We start from the raw sequence: 21,738 nt of genomic DNA on the forward strand, positions 1-21,738 counted from the left end.
CAGAAAATGTCGCATTACTGCGACACTCTTTTATAATAATACTTTTTGTAGAACATAAACAAGGATCGCAATGACAATAGGAACAATAAAAATCATTGAATAACCACGTACAAACTTTGTTTCTAAAGCTTTAAATCCTAAATCATCATAATAGAATTTATCATCCTGCGTTTTTCCAACAACGCCCTCTTCCATCAAATTGGAAATTGTATAACTAATTGTTGAAGATGCATAAGGAAGATTTTTAAATGCACTTACATCTACTGCGTGCGCCTCATCAATTGCCCCTCTTTTTTTCAATGTATCCATTACCATAGAGGCTGCTGTCGCCTTTGCACCTTTTCTTCTCTTTCTAGACATGTTCTTTCCTACTTTCTATATTAATTGCTTGTGCTACACTCATTACACCTACACCATACGCCTTAACTATATCTGGTGCATGATTCATTACATAGGTATCTTTCAAATTTTTTAATATACACAAATCATTTTCTCCATCCCCAATAAAAATCGCATCATCTATAGGTAAATGGCAAAAGGCCTCCCACTTATTTGTGTCTTTTCTTGTAATTTCAATATAATCCCTAGAAGTTGCCATCACTTCATAATCTTTAAACAATCTTTTAAAGTGATCCAACAATAATTCTAAATCTGCTTCAACATACATACTAATTTTAGCCAAGCCCACAGTACGATTCTTTAAATATTCTAGGATGTCTATATTTGAAAATGTACCTAAAGATGGTTGTTTCTTTTCAAAAACATGTAATCGATCCACTCCATACGCTTGAATTGGATAATATCGATTCCCTTTTTCATCTGTATAGAATACATCTACTTTAGAATCCAAAATCTTTTTGCACATCTGCATTCCATCATCTAAATCAATTAGGGACGAATATACATTTTCTTGTTTATAAAACGCATTTGCCCCATTATCCGTAATCATACAATCGCATGTCAATTGATATTTTTGAGCTAATTTATCACAAAAAGCCTTATCTCTACCTGTTACAAAGCCAAAGGCATGTTTTTGCGTCCAACGACGGATGGCTTCAACATCTTCGATTGTAATTTCACCTTTTGAATTCATTAAAGTTCCATCTAAATCCGATAAAAAAATCATTATTTACGACGTTCTTTCTTCGCTTTTTTAAATTCTTTTTGTTTTGTCTGTAACAATTCACCAATCTTTTTTGTGACAACAATTTTATCACGATTACTCATTAACACGCTGCAATTGTGTGCAATAATACCATTTTTAAATTCAAAATTGGCAACCATTCGATAACGATAATACGTATCTTCAAAAAAGAATCCTTCTTCTGTTAAATAAACACGACGATGTGTATATGAATCAATAGCTAATCCCAAGAATACCAATCCGATACATCCGTATGCTAGGTAGTAGTAATATGTTTGATCATTTTGAGCTAATTTTGGTGCCATAAACATCAACACAAAAGCCAAGACTGCCATCGCAACCATGATCCATACCCAATATCCGCCATCAACTACTGTTTCATAATGCTTATGTGAATTCTTAAAATTTTCGAATTCCTTTTTATAGGCAATTCCACCTTTTAAGCTTTGATAGAATATGAATGCCATATATCCAACCAATATAACACCCACAATGACTTTAAACCATATATTATTTGAATCCATAAATCATTCTCCTTCTTAATCACAATAAGCATTATAACATCATTTCATGTTATAATAAAAGCATTGTTGGAGGGTGTTTATGGAAGAAAACATGCAGGCTTTAATGGAACGTCTTAATAGTTCGAGTCAATTTCTACAAAGCAATGATATGCGCGTTACGGAGGTACGACATGGTTTTGCGAAAGTAGAAATGATTATTGATGAACAAATTTTAAATATACATGGCTTTGTCCATGGTGGTGCCCTTTTCTCTTTAGCCGATACAGTAGCAGGAGCTGCAAGCTTTGCGACAGGAAGAGATAGCGTCACACTTACAGGAACAATCAATTATATCAAGCCTGGTCGTGGCGGTAAATTAATTGGAATTGCCCAAGAGATTTCAAGTGGAAGAACAACGGGAGTGTATGAAGTGTTTATCTTCAATGATGAAAATGTACTTCTTTCTCGTGCTACATTTACAATGTTCTTCTTGGATTCTGACAAGATGAAGAAAAAGAAAGAGCAGAAAGCTTAAACCATTTTAAACTTCTGCTCTTTTTTCTATTTAAATGCTCTTTTAAATCTTTCGAAAGGAGATTCAGATTGTCCTGATTTTAATTCTTCATATAGTTCTCTTTCTCTACGAGATACTTTACGAGGAATTTCTACCTGTACTTCTACAAATTCATCCCCTTGACCTGAACGAGCTTTTACACCTTTTCCTTTTAAACGGAACTTCGTATTTGGTTGTGTTCCTTCAGGAATCTTCAATTCAACATCACCATAAACGGTTGGCACTTGAATTGTGCATCCAATTGTCGCATCAATTGAACTAATTGGAACTTTAATAAAGATGTTGTTGTTTTCACGTTTGAAAGTTGGATGTGGTGTAACCATAATTTCGATATATAAATCGCCATTAGGTCCTCCATTTGTTCCTCTTTCACCTTTTCCTGGAATACGAATCTGTTGACCAGATTGAATTCCTGCTGGAATCTTAATATCTAGTTTTACACGACGGTGCTCATAGCCTTTACCATGACAATGTGAGCATGCACGCGTAACCTTTTTACCTGTACCATGACAATCTGGACATACACTTTGTTGCTGAATCACACCAAATGGTGTTCTTTGTTGAGACATAACATATCCAGAACCATGGCATGTAGGACATGTTTGTACATCACTAGGGCTTTCTGCTCCAGATCCATTACAATGTTTACATGTTTCATCTACATCCAATGAAATCGTTTCTGTTTTACCAAAAATTGAATCCATGAAATCAATGCGCATCTGCATGTAACGGTCTTGTCCTTGTCGAGGCTGGTTACTTGAACGACGGGATCCTCCACCGCCAAATCCTCCACCAAAGAACGAACCGAAGATGTCTCCTAAATCGCCAAAGTCTGTGAATCCTCCAGAGAATCCACCACCCTGTCCAAAGGCTCCATCCATACCTGCATGACCAAATTGATCATAGGTAGCGCGCTTTTTCTCATCGCTTAATACTTCATAAGCTTCATTGATTTCCTTGAACTTATCTTCAGCTCCAGGTTCATGATTTCGATCGGGGTGATATTTCATGGCCAATTTTCGATAGGCCTTTTTAATTTCATCTGGTGTCGCACTTTTACTAACACCAAGCACTTCATAATAGTCACGTTTTTCTGCCATGTGAATCCCTCCATACGATACGAAGAAGTTCTAGCAAGGCTAGAACTTCAAATGTTGCTTATTTATTTTACTTCTCAGTGTATTCACCGTCAACTACATCATCACCTGAATGAGTTTGTGTTGATTGTGAAGCTGCATCACCATTTGGCTGATTGTACATTGCTTGACCTGCCTGCATTGCTGCTTTTTCAAGCATATCTAATTTAGACTTCACTTCTTCCATGTTATTTTCGTCTAAAGATTTTTGTAGATCATCACGCAATTTCTTAGTTTCTTCAGCTTGTTTTGGATCAATCTTATCTTTGTTATCTTCTAACATACCATCGATTTGTGCAATGAAGCCTTCTGCTTTGTTACGTAAATCGATTTCTTCTTTACGTTTTTCATCTTCAGCCTTGTTATCTTCAGCTTCACGAACCATACGATCGATTTCTTCATCACTTAATCCACTAGAGTTTTGAATTGTGATGTGTTGTTCTTTACCAGTACCCTTATCTGTAGCACTTACATGTACGATACCGTTGGCATCAATATCGAATTTAACTTCGATTTGAGGAACGCCACGACGAGCAGGTGCAATTCCATTTAATTGGAAGTTACCTAATTCTTTGTTGTCGTTAGCCATTGGACGTTCACCTTGTAATACACGGATATCTACAGCTGGCTGGTTATCTGCAGCTGTTGAGAAAATTTGTGATTTACTTGTAGGAATTGTAGTGTTACGAGGAATCAATACTGTCATAACTCCACCCATAGTTTCAATACCTAATGAAAGTGGTGTAACATCTAGTAATAATACATCGTTAACATCACCTGAGATAACTCCACCTTGGATAGCAGCACCCATAGCTACAGCTTCATCTGGGTTAACTGAGTGGTTAGGATCTTTTCCTAATGCTCTACGTACAGCTTCTTGAACAGCTGGAATACGAGTAGATCCACCAACTAATAATACTTCGTCGATGTCTGATTTAGACAATTTAGCATCTCTTAATGCATTGTCAATTGGAATTAATGTACGTTCTACTAAATGCTTAGTCATATCATCAAATTTAGCACGTGTTAATGTTGCATCAAAGTGCAATGGACCAGCAGGACCTGCTGAGATAAATGGTAAGCTGATTTGTGTCTGCATTACACCACTTAAATCTTTTTTCGCTTTTTCAGCAGCTTCTTTTAAACGTTGCATAGCCATTGGATCTTTTGACAAGTCAATTGCGTTATCTTTCTTGAATGTATCAACCATCCAGTCTACTAATACGTTATCGAAGTCATCTCCACCTAAGTGAGTATCTCCGTTTGTTGATAATACTTCGAATGTTCCATCCGCTAAGTCAAGGATACTAACATCGAATGTACCTCCACCTAAGTCATAGATCAATACTTTTTCTTCTTTATCTGTTTTATCAATACCATAAGCCAATGCTGCAGCTGTTGGTTCGTTAATAATACGTTCTACTTCTAATCCGGCAATCTTACCAGCATCTTTAGTTGCTTGACGTTGAGCATCGTTGAAGTATGCAGGAACTGTGATAACAGCCTTTGTTACTTTTTCTCCTAAGTAGTCTTCTGCATATGATTTCAAATATTGAAGAATCATTGCACTAATTTCTTGTGGTGTATATGATTTTCCTTCTGCTTCTACTTTTTCACTAGTTCCCATTAAACGTTTAATTGAACTAATTGTATTTTTGTTTGTGACTGCCTGACGTTTTGCAGCATCACCAATAATACGTTCTCCATCTTTGAACGCAACAACACTTGGTGTTGTACGATTTCCTTCTGGGTTAGGAATTACTTTACTATCTTTACCTTCCATAACCGCAACACAGCTATTTGTTGTACCTAAGTCAATACCAATAATTTTACTCATGATAATTACCTCCCTATTCGCTAACTTTTACTAATGCTGGTCGTAAAATACGATCCTTCAACATATATCCTTTCTGTAATACTTCAATAACCATTCCACTTTCAACACCTTCTTTTTTCTCTTGCATTAAAGCCTGCATCGTGTTGTGGTCAAATGGTTTATCCGTTGCATCTATTTCCTGTACGCCTTCTTTTTCCAGCACACCTTTCAATTGCTTATGAATCATCTCAAAACCTTTGACATAATTCTTAATTGTTTCATCCTCGGTTTGTACTTTCAAAGCCATTTCCATTGAATCAAGAATTGGCAAGATTTCCGTTGCTGGCTGTTGGAAGCGATATTTTCTTGTTGCATCTGCATCTTTCTGTAGACGTTTCTTCATGTTTTCTGTATCTGCATAAGCACGTGCTACATCATTTTTTGCCTTATCAAGTTCTGCCTTCAAGCCTTCAATGATTTCATCTGAACTTGGTTCTTTTTTTTCTTCAACTACATCTTCAGTTGTTTCTTCAGTTACTTCTTCAGCAACTTCTTCTTTTACTTCTTCTTTTACTTCTTTATTTTCTTCTTTGCTCATCATTGGCACCTCCTTCATTTTTGTCTGTTCCAAAGACGTCTTCGATGACATTTGACATATAATCCATCAAGGCCACGACCTTGGAATATTGCATTCGATTTGGACCAACAACCATTAATTGTCCTTCCTCATCGCTGTTATAATGGAATTTTGTCGTTAATACCGAACAATCTCCAATTTGTAACAACTCGTTTCTTTCACCAATCTGGATTGCAACATTTCCTTCTTGATCCGTCCATTGATGGAATAAATTTCCATTTTCTAATATACGCATCATTTGTTTTAATTTGTTGATATCACTAAATTCTGGTTGATACAACATATTGCTTCGTCCAGAAACCGCAACTTTTTCTGTCGCAAATCGCATAAAGGCTGAAACGAACGCTTCAAACAAAACTTCATGTCGAACAAGCTTAGCCGCCATCATCGGTTCAATTTCTTTCATCTTATCAACGACATCTTCAATCGGCGTTCCCACTAACTGGTCATTCAACAAATCTGTACAATTTTGAATATCTTGCATAGAAACATCTGTGCCAAACTGGAATACCTTATTTTCTGTATGCCCTTGATCAGTCACAATAATCGCAACCGCACTTTGATTATTGATAGGAATCAACTGTACATGTTGTAAAGTCTGATGCCTGCTATCAGGTCCTAGAACAACACTGGTCAAATTTGTCATATGTGACAAAATATCACAGCTTTTTTGAACAACCTCTTCTAACGAATAATGTCTTTCACTAAAGACTTGCTGCAAAGCATTCTTTGTAGAAGAATCCAAATCCGCTTCCATAAGATGTTCAACATAGTACCTATAGCCTTTTTGACTTGGAATACGACCACTCGAAGTATGGGTTTTCTCTAATAACCCGAGTTTTTCAAGCGTTGCCATCTCATTACGAATAGTTGCTGATGAAACCGGGAAATCTAGAAGCTCCATCAAAGTCTTCGAACCAACTGGTTCTGCACAACGAGTAAACTCCTCAACTATCGTTTTAAAGATTATCTTTTGACGTTGTGTGATTTCCATTGTGAAGACCTCCTTCTAGCACTCATTTTCCTTGTCTGCTATTAGTATATCACAATTTTTAGCACCGTCAACAGTTGAGTGCTAAATTTCAAATAAAAAAATAAGGACACGAACATCCGTACCCCTATTGCTTATCTTTCACCAATAGCTTTTCAATTAATTCTTCACTCACTGAAAAAATCGATGCGATAGCTTTAACACTAAATCCTTTATCTAACATAGTTTGGTATACTTCTAATCGATTTAGTTCAATACCTTGTTTGATACCTAACTGGATTCCTCTGTTTGTCGATTCTTCAAACATTTCATCTAATGCTCTGCACACTTTTACATCACTCTTTTCACTTTTCTGATAAATATTCAATAACTCTTTGTTCTTAGTCACTACATACGCAAAATACAATGCATCACGATTAAACTTTCAATCTAGAAATCTGCCTTCTATAGATCATACGCAATAGATCAAAAAAGTCCTGCGTTGCCTTTTCACCTGTATTTTAGTTTCAATTTGTGTTTAGCTCAATCATATTCAGTTTAAACTCATTGAACATATCTTCAAACCCAAGATGAATGATTTCTAGTTCACTCAATCTTTTAGCAACATTCCACTTGGATTCACCCACATATAGGACGACTGTTAAAATCATCGGGAGTCTTGTATGCATGGGTACATGCTTTTTAAAGTTTTGACGAATTATAACTCTTGCGACCCTGGACTAATCGACATAGCTTTGGCTTTCAATCACGAACAAATCCAAATATGTACCATCGTCATACCGCTTGATGATATCCACATGCTTACTAGAAACATTCATGACAAGTTCACTGCTTTCATCCTTAAGATATTCAGACTTTAACACTTGTTGACCATCAAATAAAAGTAGACAAAGTTTTTGGGTTATTCTAAAAACTTCTTAGACTCCATATCAATCGAATTCAAGATAACTCCTCCTTCCCTCTCTCTAATACGAATAAAAAGAAGGATTTTCTAAATTTTGATAATTTCACATAATTATTTCTGATTTCACAATATTTACCAAAGTTATACTAAATTTATGACAACATGGAATGGTATTCTATAGATGTCTTAAAGATAAGACAAATGAATATAGAAAATAAACCAATATTCATATCTCTTTCCTAAAAATAATAATAAACAAAAAAGAAGCCATTCTAGATGCCAACACTAGAATGGCTTTCTTTACTATGCGAATGCATTACATACTTTAATCACAAAACGCATCAATACATATAAATCTTTGTAACTCTCTTTTTCAATACGAACTGTACAATCATCCATCTTTTCTACATTATTCATTTTCTTATGTGATAAAATTTAAATACAGGAAAGAAGGTGACCACTATGTGGAATCGACAACAAGTTAAAGAACAAGCTAAAATAATCATGAAAAGAAACTATTGGAAAATGTTTGTAGTTACGCTACTTGCAGGATTGCTAACTGGTGAAAAAACAACGATCATTGAAAGAGTGCAGAACTTTGCGTCAACCAACATATCTTACGATACTTCACCTATATTTTATTCATCTAATTTCCAATATATATTTTATTCATTCATTTCAATCGCAAGTATTCTAGGAATACTCTATACAATATTTATTGGTAATGTCATCGTGGTTGGAAACAAAGGATATTTTCTTAAGAATCATGATGAAAATCCAGAACTTAATGAAATATTTAAAGGCTTTAAAGGTAACTATTTAAATGTTGTAAAAATCATGTTTTTAATGAATTTAAAAATACTACTATGGCTATTTCTATTTATAGTACCTGGAATTATTAAAGCTTATGAATATTCTATGATTCCATATTTATTGGCAGAAAACCCAAACCTTTCTGCTTCCCAAGCCTTCTCTTTGTCTAAACAAATGACTACTGGACAAAAGATGGATTTATTTGTCTTAGATTTATCTTTTCTAGGATGGATCATTCTAGGTTTAATTTGTTGCGGAATTGGCATTCTATTTCTGCAACCATATCCAGAAGCTACAAGAGCTGAAGTATATTTGATTTTAAAACAACAAGTATAGGAGGAATTATATATGTTTAAAAAAGTTGATATTCATAGTCTAAGTTTCAATCCTTTTGATAAGATTGGAAAAGACTGGCTACTAATCAGTGCTACAAAAAATGGTAAAACAAACACTATGACCGCATCATGGGGAACTCTTGGTCATTTATGGAATAAAGATGTTGCGATTATCTTTATTCGACCACAAAGATACACAAAAGAATTCGTTGATGAGAGTGATACATTTACCCTATCCTTCTTTAATGATAAACATAACGAATTATCTTACTTAGGTACAAAATCAGGTAAGGACGAGGATAAGGTTTCGAACGTGAACTTCCACGTTGAAATGGTAGATGGAAATCCTACATTTAAAGAAGCTAAAGAAGTCTTTATCTGTAAAAAAATCTATGTTGGAAAATTAGAAAAAGAACATTTCTTATTGCCTGAAATCTACAAAAAGAATTACCCACTTGATGATTTACATTATGTATATATAGGAGAAATTACGGATGTCTATGCGAACAAATAAAATTATTTATATCAATAACGAACACATATTCGGTGCTACTACACTAAAAGATATTGCACTTCCTGAAAAGAACAATACCGCACTACATGTATGTATCGATTCAGAAGCTGTTATGAGCAATCGCAAAAGATTGGCCGAAGAATTAAATATGCCCCTAGATAACTGGGCACTTCCTTGGCAAAAACACACAAACAACATGGCTCATGTTACAGCAGGTGATAAAGGTAAGGGTGCTTACGATAAAGATACGAGCATTATGAATGTAGATGCCGTATATACGACAGAGCCAAATATTCTAATCGGTGTATTTACAGCCGACTGTTTAGGCATTCTAGTCGTCGATGAAACAACACCATGTATTTGTGCGATTCATTCTGGATGGAAAGGTACAACCCTAGAAATCACAAAAAAATGCTTGAACGAATTAATTGAGAAAGAGTTAATTCACCCCGAATCATGTCACGTGTATTTTTCTCCAAGCATCCAATATGATTCTTTAGAAGTAGGCATGGAAGTTGTTGAACAAATGAAACAAATCAGTATAGACACAACGCCATTCATTCGTTATATGCCAAATGAAAAAGCTTATATTGATAATCAAGGTATTAATATTGCGATGTGTAAAGATTTAGGTATTCCAGATAAAAACATTCATCCAAGTAAATATGACACAAAAAAAGAGCTCGACATTTGTTTCAGTTATCGTAATGATAAACAAACAGGCGAACACTTTACTTTTGGATACATTAAATAAACCCAAGTTAGCAGCTTGGGTTCTTTTGTCTTTCTCGAAGACGATTATCTAAATTGACCTTGCGATAGATTTCGGCATGCAGTTCATAGAAATCCATAGATTTCAGCATATCCTTTTTTTCCTTCGAACAATCCGGCCTGTCCAAGTAGTATAGGAAATGTGAATCTTGACACATATAGACGACCACGGCAAGTCCACAATCGAGGACATACGTTCTGGCATAAACATTTTTTTGATTATGAACTAATTCTCTTGCGAAATCTTCTGGTTCAAGATGGACGACAGTACACATTTCTTACACCCCCTTTGACACTTGCATTATGTATGAATTATAGATTCTTCTCAATAGTCTAGTTTAAACATTTAGCTTTCCAATTTTTTATTTACGATTCAAAAGATTTTGTTTCAATTTGAGTTGGCTACAAAAATTTTAATCTTTAACGCTATTTCTTGTCTCAATTCCATTACATTCATTTTTCTTAATTCTTCTTTTTTATAAACATCGACATCAAGTCGATCCAAATAATAAAAATCCTCACCTTCATAATATCCATACACAATGCCAGCAATGCCATTATCTAAAACAATCGGCGTGGGAATCAATTGTTCCTTCTTTTTCATCATTGCCTTCGCAAAATCAACCGGATTTAATCGAACTACCATATCAATCACACACTTTCTTTAGACAATCTCATTATGTGCAAAAACAATATTGAATTCATTACCAACTTTCAAATTATTTGTATTCCCACTTTTTTATTCTGTTTTCAAATAAATTCATCTATAATTTAATTGGATTCAAAAGGAAAAAGGTGAAAATATGTCAAAAAAGAAAGAAGAAAGACAACTTCAAATTCGTAAAATTATTGAAGAAAAAGAAAAAATAAAAGTCGCAGAACTCGCTAAATTACTTTCTGTTACTCCAGAAACACTACGTAAAGATTTAGATGAACTACAAGAAAGAAAAATATTAGTTCGAGAACATGGCTACGCCAAGATTCAAAGTTCTTCTGTCGAAACATTTGTCGAATTAAAAGCACAAAAAAATAAAGAAATGAAAAAAATTGTGGCTCTAGAAGCATTTAACCGAATTGAAAATGGCATGACCATATATTTAGATTCGGGAAGCACGATTTTAACTGCCATAAGCGCCTTACGAAACAAAAGCGACATCACTATTGTCACCAATTCTATACTTGTCGCTTATGAATGTGCCAACATGAATTTAAATATCATTATGGCTGGCGGTTTATTATTTAATATAGGGAAAAGAACCTATGGACATTTCGCAACCGAAATCATTGACCATTTAAACATTGATTTAGCCATCATGGGAACAGATGCTTTCACTGAAAAGAGTCATGGATTTACCACCATTTCTGCCGATGAACTTGGTTTTAAACGTCACGTTATGAATCAATCCGCAAAAAAAATCATGATCAGTGATGCAAGTAAAGTCAATAATAAAGCAGATATTGCGCCTTATGCCTTTTGTAAATTTAATGAGTTTGATGAATTCATCACAAACCATTTAACACCAGAACAATATGATGTTGTAAAAACGGTCAAGAAAGTCACACAGGTGTAGTTTATGTCAAAAAAGAAAGATGAAAGACAATTCAAAATTCGTCAACTGCTACAAGAACACCCAAAAATCAAGATATCTGATTTAGCTGATTGCTTTCAAACTTCAAGTGAAACCATTCGTAAAGATATTATTGAACTCGAAGATTCTAAAATCATTAAAAAAGAGCATGGCTATGTCCTGCTCTTAGAAGAGCCTGATGAAATGCCCATTTCACTAAGAAATCAAGAATATATTGAGGAAAAGAAACAAATTATGAAACAAGCCTGCACCTTTATCAAAGAAGGAATGGTTGTCTATTTAGATGCCGGTAGTACATGTCAAGCAGGCATTCCTTTTCTTCAATCTATCCAAAATATTACGATTGTGACAAACTCCATCTTTGTAGCCTATAAATGCGCAAGACTTGATATGCATGTCATTTTAATTGGTGGAAACATTTCAAACAATGCTTACCGATCTTATGGAAGCCTTGCTAGTGAAACTATAGACTATATTCATATTGATGTTGCGATTTTAGGAACCAAAGGAATCAAAGACAACGATGGATTTACTACCTATGAAAATGAATATGAATTGAAACGACATATTCTTCAACAAAGCGAACAAATTATAGTAGTATCTGATGAAAATAAATTTAATGCACCGGCTGAATACACGTATAGTAAATTCAAAGAAGTGGATGTATTTATTTCAAACGCATTAACTAAAGAAGAAAAATCTCAAATCCAAGTTATCCCAGAAATAATTGAGGCAGAAGTTTAAATACTTCTGCCTTATGCGTATGGATGATCAATTGTGAGTACTAAATAAATCTTTTTATCCGATTGAATATGCTTTAGAAGCATTGCTTCAATTTCTTCCTGCGTATACTTTTCTTCAAATGGAATGACCAAATCAAACACCAAATTCACATGTGTAGGACCAGACACAATTCTAAAGTCATGAAATCCCCATTTTGGATCAATTTGATGAATGGCTTCCACCACTTTTGCACGATACAATTCAGTTTCCGGATCATTTACCTTTACTGGATCCATATGTAATACTAAATCAATATTCATATTCTCCTTGACTTCACGTTCAATATTATCAATATGATCATGCGTTTCAAAAATATCTTTTGAAGAATCCACTTCTACGTGGGCACTCGCAAAAATCTTATTTGGACCATAATTATGCAGCATCATATCATGTACACCTAAAATTGCTGGATGGGCCATGATCATATCTACAATATTATGTACAAGTTCAGGATCTGGGGCTTCTCCAATTAAAGAATTAATCATATCTCTTAATAAACCATAAGCTCCATAAAGGATAATTCCTGAAACTACAATACCCATATATCCATCTAGATTGAAGTGAAGAACTGGAGACAACAATGTCGATACTAGAACGGCTGTTGTTCCACATACATCACTAATTGAGTCCAATGCCGTTGCTTCTAATAGACTTGAATCATATGTTTTAGAAAGTTTCTTATTATATGTATACATCCAGAATTTAACTATGATAGAAACCAAAAGAATAATGACCGATGCCAATCTGAAATCAATACTTCCAGGATGAATCACTTTAGAAATACTTTCTTTTGCGGTTTCAAAGCCTAAAACCAAAATCAATATTCCTACAAATAGAGATGCGATTGTTTCCGTTCTTTCATGTCCGAAAGGATGATCTTTATCTGCTGGTTTATTTGAGAGATGGAACGATAAGATTGAAATAATATTTGAGCCAGCATCTGTCAAGTTATTGACGCCATCCGCTTGAATAGATACTGAGTGAACAATTGTACCAATCACAAATTTAATTACAAATAAAAACAAGTTATTCAATATACCAACAATTCCAGATAGTTTCCCAACACTCGTTCTGACATTTGCATCCTTTGTATCTTGATAATTTTTTATAAATCTACGTACTAAAAAATCCATTATAAATCACCTTCACGTTTTTAAAGTATATCTCACACAAAGATAAAATACAAAGCGAAACAGGTAGTATAATTTAACTTTACAGTTGCACCTTTCATTAAAATCAGATACATTTTAAATAACGGAGGAACATATTATGATTAAGAAAATTGACATCTTGGCTGCCGATGTAGATATGACACTCAGCGCCAAAAGTAGTCCCTTACCTGAAATCACAATACAAGCTTTAAAAGAACTCCATAATAAAAATGTAAAAATTGGTCTTGCGACAGGTAGAGAAATCACTGAAATGGAAAAGACTAAAGGAATATTTTGGAAACTAGGCTTTGAATTTGATTTTATTATCGGTCTAAATGGCGGTATGTTGTATGATCGCAATCTTGATAAAATGTACACAATGGACATGTTAAGTATCGAAGAAATGAAAGAAATTCTAACTTTCTTAATGCCCATCATTGAAGAAAAGAAAGTATCTGTAAATGTAGAAGGAAATCAGCTTCGCAATGTTATGAATATCAGTGAAGATTTATTGGATATGTCAAAACGCAGGAATATTCCACTCATCGATAAAACAGGCGATATTGATAGTTTCTGTGAAAAACCTGTATATAAGTTCTTATTTAGGACAGACCCAGAAACAACGCAACTTATCCGTGATCAAGTAGAAGAACAATATAAAGGGAAATACCAAACTATTGAAACATTCCCAGGCACTATCGAATTAATGTATAGTGGTTTCTCTAAAGGTAGAGGTTTAGAAATGTATTGCGAATGGAATCAGATTCACTTAGGAAATACAATTGCGTTTGGTGATAATGAAAACGATAATTCTTTACTACTCACAAGTGGATGGGGAGTCTGCCTAAAAGATGGCAATCCAAACACAAAGGCATTGGCCGATGATATCACAGACTATGATTGTCTTGATGGGGGTGTTGGGCATTATATATTTGATCATATATTAAACAACAAGGATGTGGAATTCTAGAAATCCACATCCTTTTTCATTAAGAAAGACTTTTTCTGTGAAAAAGTCACACGTCATATTATTTTTCTCCTGTATTCTTTAAAATTAGTGTACACCAATTTAAAAGAAAGAAAACCCAATCAACATAATGTGGATTGGGTTAACAATACTTAGTTATTAGAATGTAGTAATTTATTTGGAATATACATTAAACCTCGTTTAAACACATCCCAAAAGCTTAATGATCGAAGCATTCGATCTGCAGGTACATACTCTCTTATAGCACGCAGTGTTTTTTTGTTGTCTTTTGTAGAGAAAGTAAAGTATGTTTTCTCATTTATGAAAATCACAAATCGAGAAATACTTTTATTAAATAAGACACTTGCTTCTACTCGATCAATTGTATCCCATGGAATTTGAATACAATCTTCAACATTTCTTTCATTATAGAATTCAAACGCTTTATTTCCAACCATGACATTTCCATTTGCACTTAATCCTGCAAAAGATGTTGCCTTAATTGTTAAATCTACTTTTGAATTTAATGATTGTGCCATATGTACCTCCTTAAGCTATTACATAATTCCAATTACACGACCAACAATACCAACTACGAATAATGCGATGATAATTGTGATTGGAGAAACTTTTTTCTTCAATAATTTGCAGCATAATAAAGTTAATAATAAAGCTGCAAGTCCTGGAATCAATGAATCTAAGTTTTGTTGTAAAGTTGTAACTTTGATTTGATTTAAACCAGTAGCTCCTAATGAAGAATATTGTTCTAATGCACTCTTAATTCCGTCAGCGTTTCCTTGAATTTGTGACCAATCAATATATGCACCTTCAGATTGAGTAACACTTGATACAACTGGAGTAAATGAAATACTTACCCAACGTTGAACCAAGGAACCGATGATAAACATACCTAAAATACTTGCACCTTGAGTGATTTTTCCAAGAAGTCCACCTGACATATCTTTAGCAATTTTGGTACCTACATTGTAACCAAATTCTTGTGTATACCACATGAATGCTAAACGAATTACGTTCCATAATACGAAGAATAAGATTGGTCCTAAAATGTTTCCACTTAATGCCAAAGAAGCACCTAATGCTCCTAAAATTGGACGCATTGTGAACCAGAATACTGGGTCACCAACACCAGCTAAAGGACCCATCATACCAACTTTAACGCCTTGGATTGCAGTATCATCTACGTTTTCACCATTTGCTTTTTCTTCTTCCAAAGCAAGTGTAACACCCATTACTGGACTTGACACATAAGGGTGAGTGTTATAGAACTCCATGTGACGTTTTAAAGCAGCAATTTGATCTTCCTTGTTAGAATATAATTTCTTGATCGCAGGAATGATTGAATAGCACCATCCACCATTTTGCATACGTTCATAGTTCCAAGAACCCTGAAGGAATTGATGACGCCACCAAACTTTTTTACGATCTTGTTTAGTTAATGTAATTTTTTCAGCCATTTTCATTTACCTCCCTCAAAATCCTAGTAGTCATTCAAGATATCGCCTAATGGATCACCAGAACCAGTATTTGATCCTCCACCATTATTTTTAGCAGCATCTTTCAAACCTAAATAAACGATTGCGATAACAACACCAATAACACCTAAAGCAATTAGTGTGAATTCACTTACACAAGCAAATACGAAACCTAAAGCGAAGAATGGCCAAGTTTCCTTTGTAGCCATCATGTTGATAACCATTGCATAACCAACAGCGGCAACCATTCCTCCACCAACTGTCATACCACCTGATAACCAAGCAGGCATTGCATTTAATACACTTGTTACAACTGAACTAGGTACGAAACATAATGCAGCAGCAGGAATCGCAATACGAACACCTTGTAAACAAATACCTACAATTTGCCAACGTTCAATTGCTCCAAAATCACCTTTTTCAGCAGCAGCATCCATGAAGTGAACAATTGGAATTGCAATTGTACGGCAAATCATAGTTAAGAATAAACCAGCTACTGATAATGGAATAGCTACGGCAATTGCTGTAGAAATAGCAGTTGTAGTATCTGTTGTTCCACCATTTAAACCTAAAACCATGATAATTGCAGAAGCAACTGAAGCTAGTGCAGCATCGGGTGCAACAGCTGCACCAATGTTTGCCCAACCTAAAGCCATCAACTGCAAAGAACCACCTAACATAACACCTTCTTTTAAGTGACCAGTAACCAAACCAATTAATGTACATGCTACTAATGGTTGGTGGAATTCAAATTGGTCAAGAATTCCTTCCATACCGGCTAAGAAGGCAACAATTATAACTAAAATAATGCTAATCGCTGACATAATAATCTCCCTCTAAAATTACTTTAATTCTGTTTTTGCTTTTTTAAGAATTTCATTGAAGTTTTCAGGTGAATCTGTTGGCACCTTACGAACATCAATCTTAATTCCCATTGCTAATAATTCATCAAATGTTTTTACATCATCACTTCCCATAGAAACGGCCTTTGTACAAACTACCTTTCCTTGAGAGTGTGCCATGGAACCTAAGTTCAATTCTTTAATATCCACTCCACCTTTGATGGCTCTTAATGCATCCTGTGGTGTTTCAAACAATAACATTGCTTTTGTTGCTCCAAATCGAGGATCCTTCGCAACCTGGATCATCTTATCGATTGGAACGACATTCGCTTTTACTCCTGGAGGAGCTGCCTGTTCGATCATGCTCTTTCTTAATTCGTCATGAGCTACATTGTCACTAACAACAATAATACGATTTGGTCCAACTGTCTTTGTCCAAGCTGTCGCTACCTGACCATGAAGCAAACGTGTATCAATACGTGCCAAACCATATTTGATATGTCCATCTCCAAGGACTGTTCCTTCTGGAATCGCTCCTTGAGGGGCTGCACTTACTTCCGCTTTCTTTTCTTCTTTTGGTTCTAATTCTTTTGGATTGATCTGTACACCCTCTTGTGCCGTCTGCATTACGTGTGCTGCAATTTCATGTGCTTTCTCCATTGAGAATCTTGATGCATACGTTTCAATCAACATAGGCAAGTTCAATCCTGTGACAATTGCCCATTTGTCTTCGTGACCATCTAACAAGGCACTTGCCTGATTGAATGGAGTTCCTCCCCATAGGTCAACTAAGAACAATACTTCTTCTTGATTTTCAAAAGAAGCAATCGCATCTTCCATCTTCTTTCGAATGTCTTCAGGTCCTTCGCTAGGCATCAAAGTACAAGGCTTAACATTGGCTTGTTCACCAAAAATCATAGCACCTGACTGGAAAATACCATTCGCAAATTCACCATGACTTGCAAGAATAATTCCTACCATATATTTTCATCCTTTCTTAGAACTTCAATACGCAAAAAAAGACAGACATATACATTTAAACTGAAGATATACAATAAACCAATAAAGATTATATCTTCAATCAAAATAGTAAATGCCTGCCTAACCAGTTACACGCTATTGAATATTCACTTTTTACAGTTGAAAATGTACCACTATCTGAAAGCGTTGTCAACTTTTTTTATGAAATACTCGTACTTGATAAAATTCTTTCCAAGTGCAAAGCCAAATAACCCAACTCTGAATCCGGCAAATTTTTATGTAAAACACGGCTCAATTGCTCACATAAAACACGGGCTTGTTCATAAGCAAATGGAAATTTTTCTTTTGTGAACTCTGTAATATCCATTTGTAATTCCTCATCATTATTTAATCTCAATAATAAAAACTTAATATGATTCATCAAACGAATATATGACAATGAATTCGCATCAATACGAACATTTAAATCAGCTTGTAATTTTTTGAAGAATTCACGAATCACACGCATAACTTCCATCGAATCTCCTACTTTATTTACTGACACAGCCGAGTGAATATGTAATGTAATAAACGCAATTTCATCTTCATTAATTTCTTCATGCGTATATTTTTCAATAACATCCTTTGCCTTTAATGCCACTGAATACTCATCAGGAAATACAAGTTGAATATCCATATTAAACGGATTCGATGGAAAATCTTTCTCTTTAATTCTTTTTATCGCAAAATAAATATGATCCGCCAATGACAATAATATATCATGTTCTACTTTACCAAATTTCTCTTTTGTCAAAGTAATAATTTCAGATGAAATTTCAATATACATCGGGTCAATGTAATCAAAAATATTATTCGACTTCTGCTTTGCCTGATATGACTTTTGCATCTTATACTGCTTTGCGTTACGAGGAATCTCCACATTTTCCCCTTGCTTTTTACCAAATCCGATTCCTTTAGACATCACAATTATTTCTTCATTTTCTTTTAAAACCAAGATTGTATTATGATTCAAAACTTTTACAATTTCACACATATTCATTAACCCTTTACCCTTAACATCATATCATGACATTGCATTTTTCCATACTTCTTTTCTAATTCTGCACCATCTTTTATCTTTGTGAATACAACTATGATATTTTCATCCAATGTATTCTCTTTGATATACATAAGATCTGCATTCCATAAAACATCTCCAGCATTCACTTTCTGATTTGCTCTTACCAACAACTCAAATCCCTTACCATTAAGCTTTGCCGAATCCGTACCAAAATGAATTAAGATTTGTGTATTGTCATCAATTGTAATACCAATCGCATGTTTCGTAGGATAAATCATTGAAATAACACCATCACACGGTGCTACAACAACACCATCACATGGACGAATCATAATGCCATCACCCATCAACTTATGTGCAAACATGGAATCGGATGCATCCTCTATAGGCATAACCTCACCATTTACAGGGCATTCAAGTTCCAGCTTTGTTTTTGTTTCTAAAACAACTTCTTTATCCTCAAAATCATAACTTTCCGGCACATTCAACATATACTCATCCAGTTTTGTCTTTATATTCGAAGCCTGAGGACCATAAATAATTTGAATCGCATTTGGCTGACACATAATAGCTGCAGCCCCCGATTTTTTTAACAACCTTTCATTTATTAAAGTATCATCTTTGATTGTCGCTCTTAATCTTGTGATACAACAATCCAAATCCGTAAAGTTACTTCGTCCACCTAAGCCTTGAACAATCATCTGACTTCTTGGATCAATCAACGATTTATCAAAACTAAAATCATACTTTTTCTTATCAAACACCTTAATACTTTCGTCTCTTCCTGGCGTTTTTAAATCATATTTCACAATCAAGAACTTAAACACACCGTAATACACAAAGAAATAGACAAAGCCAAGCACAACTACAACTATCCAATTTGTCTTCGCATTTCCTTGTAATATTCCAAACAATGTAAAATCAAGCAATCCAGCTGAAAAAGTAAATCCAATCGCAACCTGTAAAGCTTGTGCAACCACAAAACATGTGGCAGCTAAGAATACATGAACAACATATAACAATGGTGCCACAAACAAGAAAGAGAATTCAATCGGCTCTGTAATTCCTGTTAATGCACTCGTTAAAGCTGCCGAAAGTAATAAGCTTGCCGTCTTTTTTTTAGCTTCTGGATTTGCACACTGATACATGGCTAAAGCTGCTCCTGGCAAGCCAAAAATCATAAATATAAATTCTCCCGAGAAAAATTTAGTTGCGTTCACACTAAAATGAGTCACACTTGGATCGGATAATTGCGCAAAGAAAATATTCTGCGCTCCAGATACCATTGAACCATTCACCATTTGTACACCACCTAAGGCACTCTGATAGAATGGCATATACCAAACATGATGCAAGCCAAAAGGAACTAAACTACGCTTAATAACTCCATAAATAAAAGTTCCAAAATATCCTGAATTCGATATCAATCGTCCTAAATTATAAACGCCCTGTTGTAATGGTGGCCAAACAAAATACATAAGCACACCAACAAACACATATGTAACGGCACAAACAATCGGAACAAATCGTTCTCCTTCATAAAAAGAAATTACATTCGGTAATTGAATCTGGTAAAAACGATTATGCAAATAACTAACACCTAGTCCGACTATAATTCCGCCAAACACACCCATTTCAAGCGATAACATACCGCATACCGAAGTAATGGATCCATCTAAAGCCTGGCCTGAAACTACACCATTCACTATACTTCCATCTAAACAAAGTAACGCATTAATTGTGGCATGCATCACAAAAAAAGCAATAATAGCTGCAAGCGCAGCCACTTCTTTTCTTCTTTTCGACATTCCTAAAGCGATAGAAACCGCAAAAATTAATGGTAGATTATCAAATAAAATTTTGCCCACTTGTTTTAATAAAATTAAAACACTATATAAAAAGGTTCCTTGCCCTAATACTGAATCTAGATGTAATGCCATTATAGTTGTTTCATTGGTCAAAGAACTTCCTACACCCAAAAAAATACCTGCAACAGGAAGTACTGCAATAGGCAACATAAAGGATTTTCCCATCCTTTGCAAAAAGCTAAAAACATGATGTTGTTTCATTTATTAACACCTCTACTGTATTTATGATGATAAATGACATTTGTCAAAAAGTCCATAAGAAAAAAGGTAATGAAGATTCATTATCTTGAAATCTTCATTACCCAATAGCCCTTATCTCGAGCCATTTTTTCTACTTCATATCCTTTTTCCTGTAAATAATTGATTGCACTTTGTGCACCATGCTGCTTACGCATAACAATCCAGAAATGGCCATCTTCCTTTAAATGTTCTAAACACTGATCAAACAATGAATAAATCATAGTCTTTCCCGTACGAATCGGTGGATTTAAAAGAATACATGCATATTGGCCTTCACTTACACCTGACTGACATAATATCTTTGCCTTACGACGATACTTTTTCATATTTGAGTCCGCAAGCTGACAAGCTCTTTGATTCACATCAATCATTGTCATTGTGGTATGTTTCCAATATTCCATTAAAATCAAGGCAATCGGACCAATTCCACAACCTAGATCCAATGTACTTTCTGGTTCTGATTCATTGTTTAGGACTGTTTCTAAAAGAATGCGTGTACCTTCATCCAATTTATCTTTGCTGAAAACACCAGCATTGGAATTTAATTTATATGTAAAATCACGGAAATGTATCGTAATTTCTTCTGGTGCATCTTTTACAATATCATTTGTGAAATAGTGTGCCAT

The 21,738-nt window shown here is 34.7% G+C and carries 27 protein-coding genes; 7 read left to right on the forward strand and 20 right to left on the reverse strand.

The genetic code is table 11. The annotated features are described in order from the left end of the window. Positions 1–30: 30 nt before the first annotated feature. From DWY01_RS02800 to DWY01_RS02810, 3 genes are read right to left on the reverse strand one after another with little or no spacing between them, the layout of a single operon-like run. Positions 31–360, reverse strand: coding sequence for a hypothetical protein (locus tag DWY01_RS02800; RefSeq protein WP_117992864.1), 330 nt, complete (start codon positions 358–360; stop codon positions 31–33). Beyond that, positions 353–1,126: an HAD-IIB family hydrolase gene (locus DWY01_RS02805; RefSeq protein ID WP_117992867.1), complete on the reverse strand. Its 774-nt coding sequence runs from the start codon at positions 1,124–1,126 to the stop codon at positions 353–355. Before DWY01_RS02805 ends, DWY01_RS02800 begins: the two co-directional genes overlap by 8 nt. Continuing rightward, the gene (locus DWY01_RS02810; protein ID WP_117992870.1) at positions 1,126–1,668 is read right to left on the reverse strand and encodes a hypothetical protein; all 543 of its coding nucleotides are present in this window, start codon (positions 1,666–1,668) and stop codon (positions 1,126–1,128) included. The genes DWY01_RS02805 and DWY01_RS02810 overlap by 1 nt, the downstream gene beginning before the upstream one ends. A gap of 79 nt (positions 1,669–1,747) precedes the next feature. Between DWY01_RS02810 and DWY01_RS02815 the strand changes: the two genes are divergently transcribed. Next, complete coding sequence (locus DWY01_RS02815; protein WP_117992872.1) at positions 1,748–2,182, forward strand: PaaI family thioesterase; 435 nt, start codon at positions 1,748–1,750, stop codon at positions 2,180–2,182. Between the two features lie 26 nt (positions 2,183–2,208). Here DWY01_RS02815 and dnaJ read toward each other — a convergent pair whose 3' ends face one another. The 7 genes from dnaJ to DWY01_RS11485 all read right to left on the reverse strand — a co-directional run bounded on the left by dnaJ (position 2,209) and on the right by DWY01_RS11485 (position 7,664). Beyond that, positions 2,209–3,321 carry a molecular chaperone DnaJ gene (dnaJ, locus tag DWY01_RS02820; protein ID WP_117992874.1) on the reverse strand — a complete coding sequence of 371 codons (1,113 nt, stop codon included), beginning with the start codon at positions 3,319–3,321 and terminating at the stop codon, positions 2,209–2,211. A 67-nt stretch (positions 3,322–3,388) separates the two neighbouring features. After that, positions 3,389–5,194 (reverse strand): molecular chaperone DnaK, encoded by a 1,806-nt coding sequence (gene dnaK / locus DWY01_RS02825; protein WP_117992877.1) that lies wholly within the window; start codon positions 5,192–5,194, stop codon positions 3,389–3,391. A 13-nt stretch (positions 5,195–5,207) separates the two neighbouring features. Continuing rightward, positions 5,208–5,774 (reverse strand): nucleotide exchange factor GrpE, encoded by a 567-nt coding sequence (grpE, locus tag DWY01_RS02830; RefSeq protein ID WP_243001949.1) that lies wholly within the window; start codon positions 5,772–5,774, stop codon positions 5,208–5,210. Further along, positions 5,752–6,804 carry a heat-inducible transcriptional repressor HrcA gene (hrcA, locus tag DWY01_RS02835; protein WP_117992882.1) on the reverse strand — a complete coding sequence of 351 codons (1,053 nt, stop codon included), beginning with the start codon at positions 6,802–6,804 and terminating at the stop codon, positions 5,752–5,754. The genes grpE and hrcA overlap by 23 nt, the downstream gene beginning before the upstream one ends. A 124-nt stretch (positions 6,805–6,928) precedes the next feature. Next, positions 6,929–7,189 carry a hypothetical protein gene (locus DWY01_RS02840; RefSeq protein ID WP_147332151.1) on the reverse strand — a complete coding sequence of 87 codons (261 nt, stop codon included), beginning with the start codon at positions 7,187–7,189 and terminating at the stop codon, positions 6,929–6,931. A 118-nt stretch (positions 7,190–7,307) separates the two neighbouring features. Continuing rightward, positions 7,308–7,469: an Rpn family recombination-promoting nuclease/putative transposase gene (locus DWY01_RS02845; RefSeq protein WP_117992887.1), complete on the reverse strand. Its 162-nt coding sequence runs from the start codon at positions 7,467–7,469 to the stop codon at positions 7,308–7,310. A gap of 51 nt (positions 7,470–7,520) precedes the next feature. Beyond that, on the reverse strand, positions 7,521–7,664 hold the full coding sequence (locus DWY01_RS11485) for a hypothetical protein (RefSeq protein ID WP_158553642.1): 144 nt from the start codon (positions 7,662–7,664) through the stop codon (positions 7,521–7,523). A 503-nt stretch (positions 7,665–8,167) separates the two neighbouring features. On the opposite strand from DWY01_RS11485, the gene DWY01_RS02855 reads away from it, so the two are divergent. The 3 genes from DWY01_RS02855 to DWY01_RS02865 are packed head-to-tail and all read left to right on the forward strand — an operon-like array spanning position 8,168 to position 10,121. Continuing rightward, a complete protein-coding gene (locus DWY01_RS02855; protein ID WP_117992889.1) occupies positions 8,168–8,854 on the forward strand; it encodes a DUF975 family protein in 687 nt (228 codons plus the stop codon). 12 nt (positions 8,855–8,866) lie between these two features. After that, complete coding sequence (locus tag DWY01_RS02860) at positions 8,867–9,367, forward strand: flavin reductase (RefSeq protein WP_117992891.1); 501 nt, start codon at positions 8,867–8,869, stop codon at positions 9,365–9,367. Next, a complete protein-coding gene (locus DWY01_RS02865; RefSeq protein WP_199519848.1) occupies positions 9,348–10,121 on the forward strand; it encodes a polyphenol oxidase family protein in 774 nt (257 codons plus the stop codon). The genes DWY01_RS02860 and DWY01_RS02865 overlap by 20 nt, the downstream gene beginning before the upstream one ends. Before the next feature lie 7 nt (positions 10,122–10,128). Here the strand turns inward: DWY01_RS02865 and DWY01_RS02870 are convergent, their stop codons facing one another. Continuing rightward, positions 10,129–10,413, reverse strand: coding sequence for a hypothetical protein (locus DWY01_RS02870; RefSeq protein ID WP_117992894.1), 285 nt, complete (start codon positions 10,411–10,413; stop codon positions 10,129–10,131). A 113-nt stretch (positions 10,414–10,526) separates the two neighbouring features. After that, positions 10,527–10,784, reverse strand: coding sequence for a hypothetical protein (locus tag DWY01_RS02875; RefSeq protein WP_117992896.1), 258 nt, complete (start codon positions 10,782–10,784; stop codon positions 10,527–10,529). Positions 10,785–10,941: 157 nt separating this feature from the next. Here DWY01_RS02875 and DWY01_RS02880 point away from each other — a divergent pair, with 157 nt between their 5' ends. Beyond that, positions 10,942–11,709 (forward strand): DeoR/GlpR family DNA-binding transcription regulator, encoded by a 768-nt coding sequence (locus tag DWY01_RS02880; RefSeq protein WP_117992899.1) that lies wholly within the window; start codon positions 10,942–10,944, stop codon positions 11,707–11,709. Between the two features lie 3 nt (positions 11,710–11,712). Then, on the forward strand, positions 11,713–12,471 hold the full coding sequence (locus DWY01_RS02885) for a DeoR/GlpR family DNA-binding transcription regulator (RefSeq protein WP_117992902.1): 759 nt from the start codon (positions 11,713–11,715) through the stop codon (positions 12,469–12,471). An 11-nt stretch (positions 12,472–12,482) separates the two neighbouring features. On the opposite strand, the gene DWY01_RS02890 is transcribed toward DWY01_RS02885, so the two are convergent. Beyond that, positions 12,483–13,643 carry a cation diffusion facilitator family transporter gene (locus DWY01_RS02890; RefSeq protein WP_117992905.1) on the reverse strand — a complete coding sequence of 387 codons (1,161 nt, stop codon included), beginning with the start codon at positions 13,641–13,643 and terminating at the stop codon, positions 12,483–12,485. 136 nt (positions 13,644–13,779) lie between these two features. Here DWY01_RS02890 and DWY01_RS02895 point away from each other — a divergent pair, with 136 nt between their 5' ends. Then, positions 13,780–14,631: an HAD-IIB family hydrolase gene (locus DWY01_RS02895; RefSeq protein WP_117992907.1), complete on the forward strand. Its 852-nt coding sequence runs from the start codon at positions 13,780–13,782 to the stop codon at positions 14,629–14,631. A 149-nt stretch (positions 14,632–14,780) separates the two neighbouring features. Here the strand turns inward: DWY01_RS02895 and DWY01_RS02900 are convergent, their stop codons facing one another. From DWY01_RS02900 to DWY01_RS02930, 7 genes are all read right to left on the reverse strand, one after another. Beyond that, positions 14,781–15,167, reverse strand: coding sequence for a DUF956 family protein (locus tag DWY01_RS02900; RefSeq protein ID WP_117992910.1), 387 nt, complete (start codon positions 15,165–15,167; stop codon positions 14,781–14,783). Positions 15,168–15,185: 18 nt separating this feature from the next. Continuing rightward, positions 15,186–16,103: a PTS system mannose/fructose/sorbose family transporter subunit IID gene (locus tag DWY01_RS02905; protein ID WP_117992912.1), complete on the reverse strand. Its 918-nt coding sequence runs from the start codon at positions 16,101–16,103 to the stop codon at positions 15,186–15,188. A 23-nt stretch (positions 16,104–16,126) separates the two neighbouring features. Continuing rightward, on the reverse strand, positions 16,127–16,945 hold the full coding sequence (locus DWY01_RS02910; protein ID WP_117992915.1) for a PTS mannose/fructose/sorbose transporter subunit IIC: 819 nt from the start codon (positions 16,943–16,945) through the stop codon (positions 16,127–16,129). 18 nt (positions 16,946–16,963) lie between these two features. Then, positions 16,964–17,944 (reverse strand): PTS sugar transporter subunit IIB, encoded by a 981-nt coding sequence (locus DWY01_RS02915; protein ID WP_117992918.1) that lies wholly within the window; start codon positions 17,942–17,944, stop codon positions 16,964–16,966. A gap of 199 nt (positions 17,945–18,143) precedes the next feature. After that, on the reverse strand, positions 18,144–18,977 hold the full coding sequence (locus DWY01_RS02920; RefSeq protein WP_117993074.1) for a PRD domain-containing protein: 834 nt from the start codon (positions 18,975–18,977) through the stop codon (positions 18,144–18,146). Positions 18,978–18,982: 5 nt separating this feature from the next. After that, a complete protein-coding gene (locus DWY01_RS02925; protein ID WP_243001950.1) occupies positions 18,983–21,022 on the reverse strand; it encodes a PTS transporter subunit IIABC in 2,040 nt (679 codons plus the stop codon). A 131-nt stretch (positions 21,023–21,153) separates the two neighbouring features. After that, complete coding sequence (locus DWY01_RS02930; protein ID WP_117992922.1) at positions 21,154–21,738, reverse strand: class I SAM-dependent methyltransferase; 585 nt, start codon at positions 21,736–21,738, stop codon at positions 21,154–21,156.

It is taken from the genome of Eubacterium sp. AF22-8LB (genome assembly GCF_003458715.1).
GTDB lineage: Bacteria > Bacillota_I > Bacilli_A > Erysipelotrichales > Erysipelotrichaceae > Holdemanella.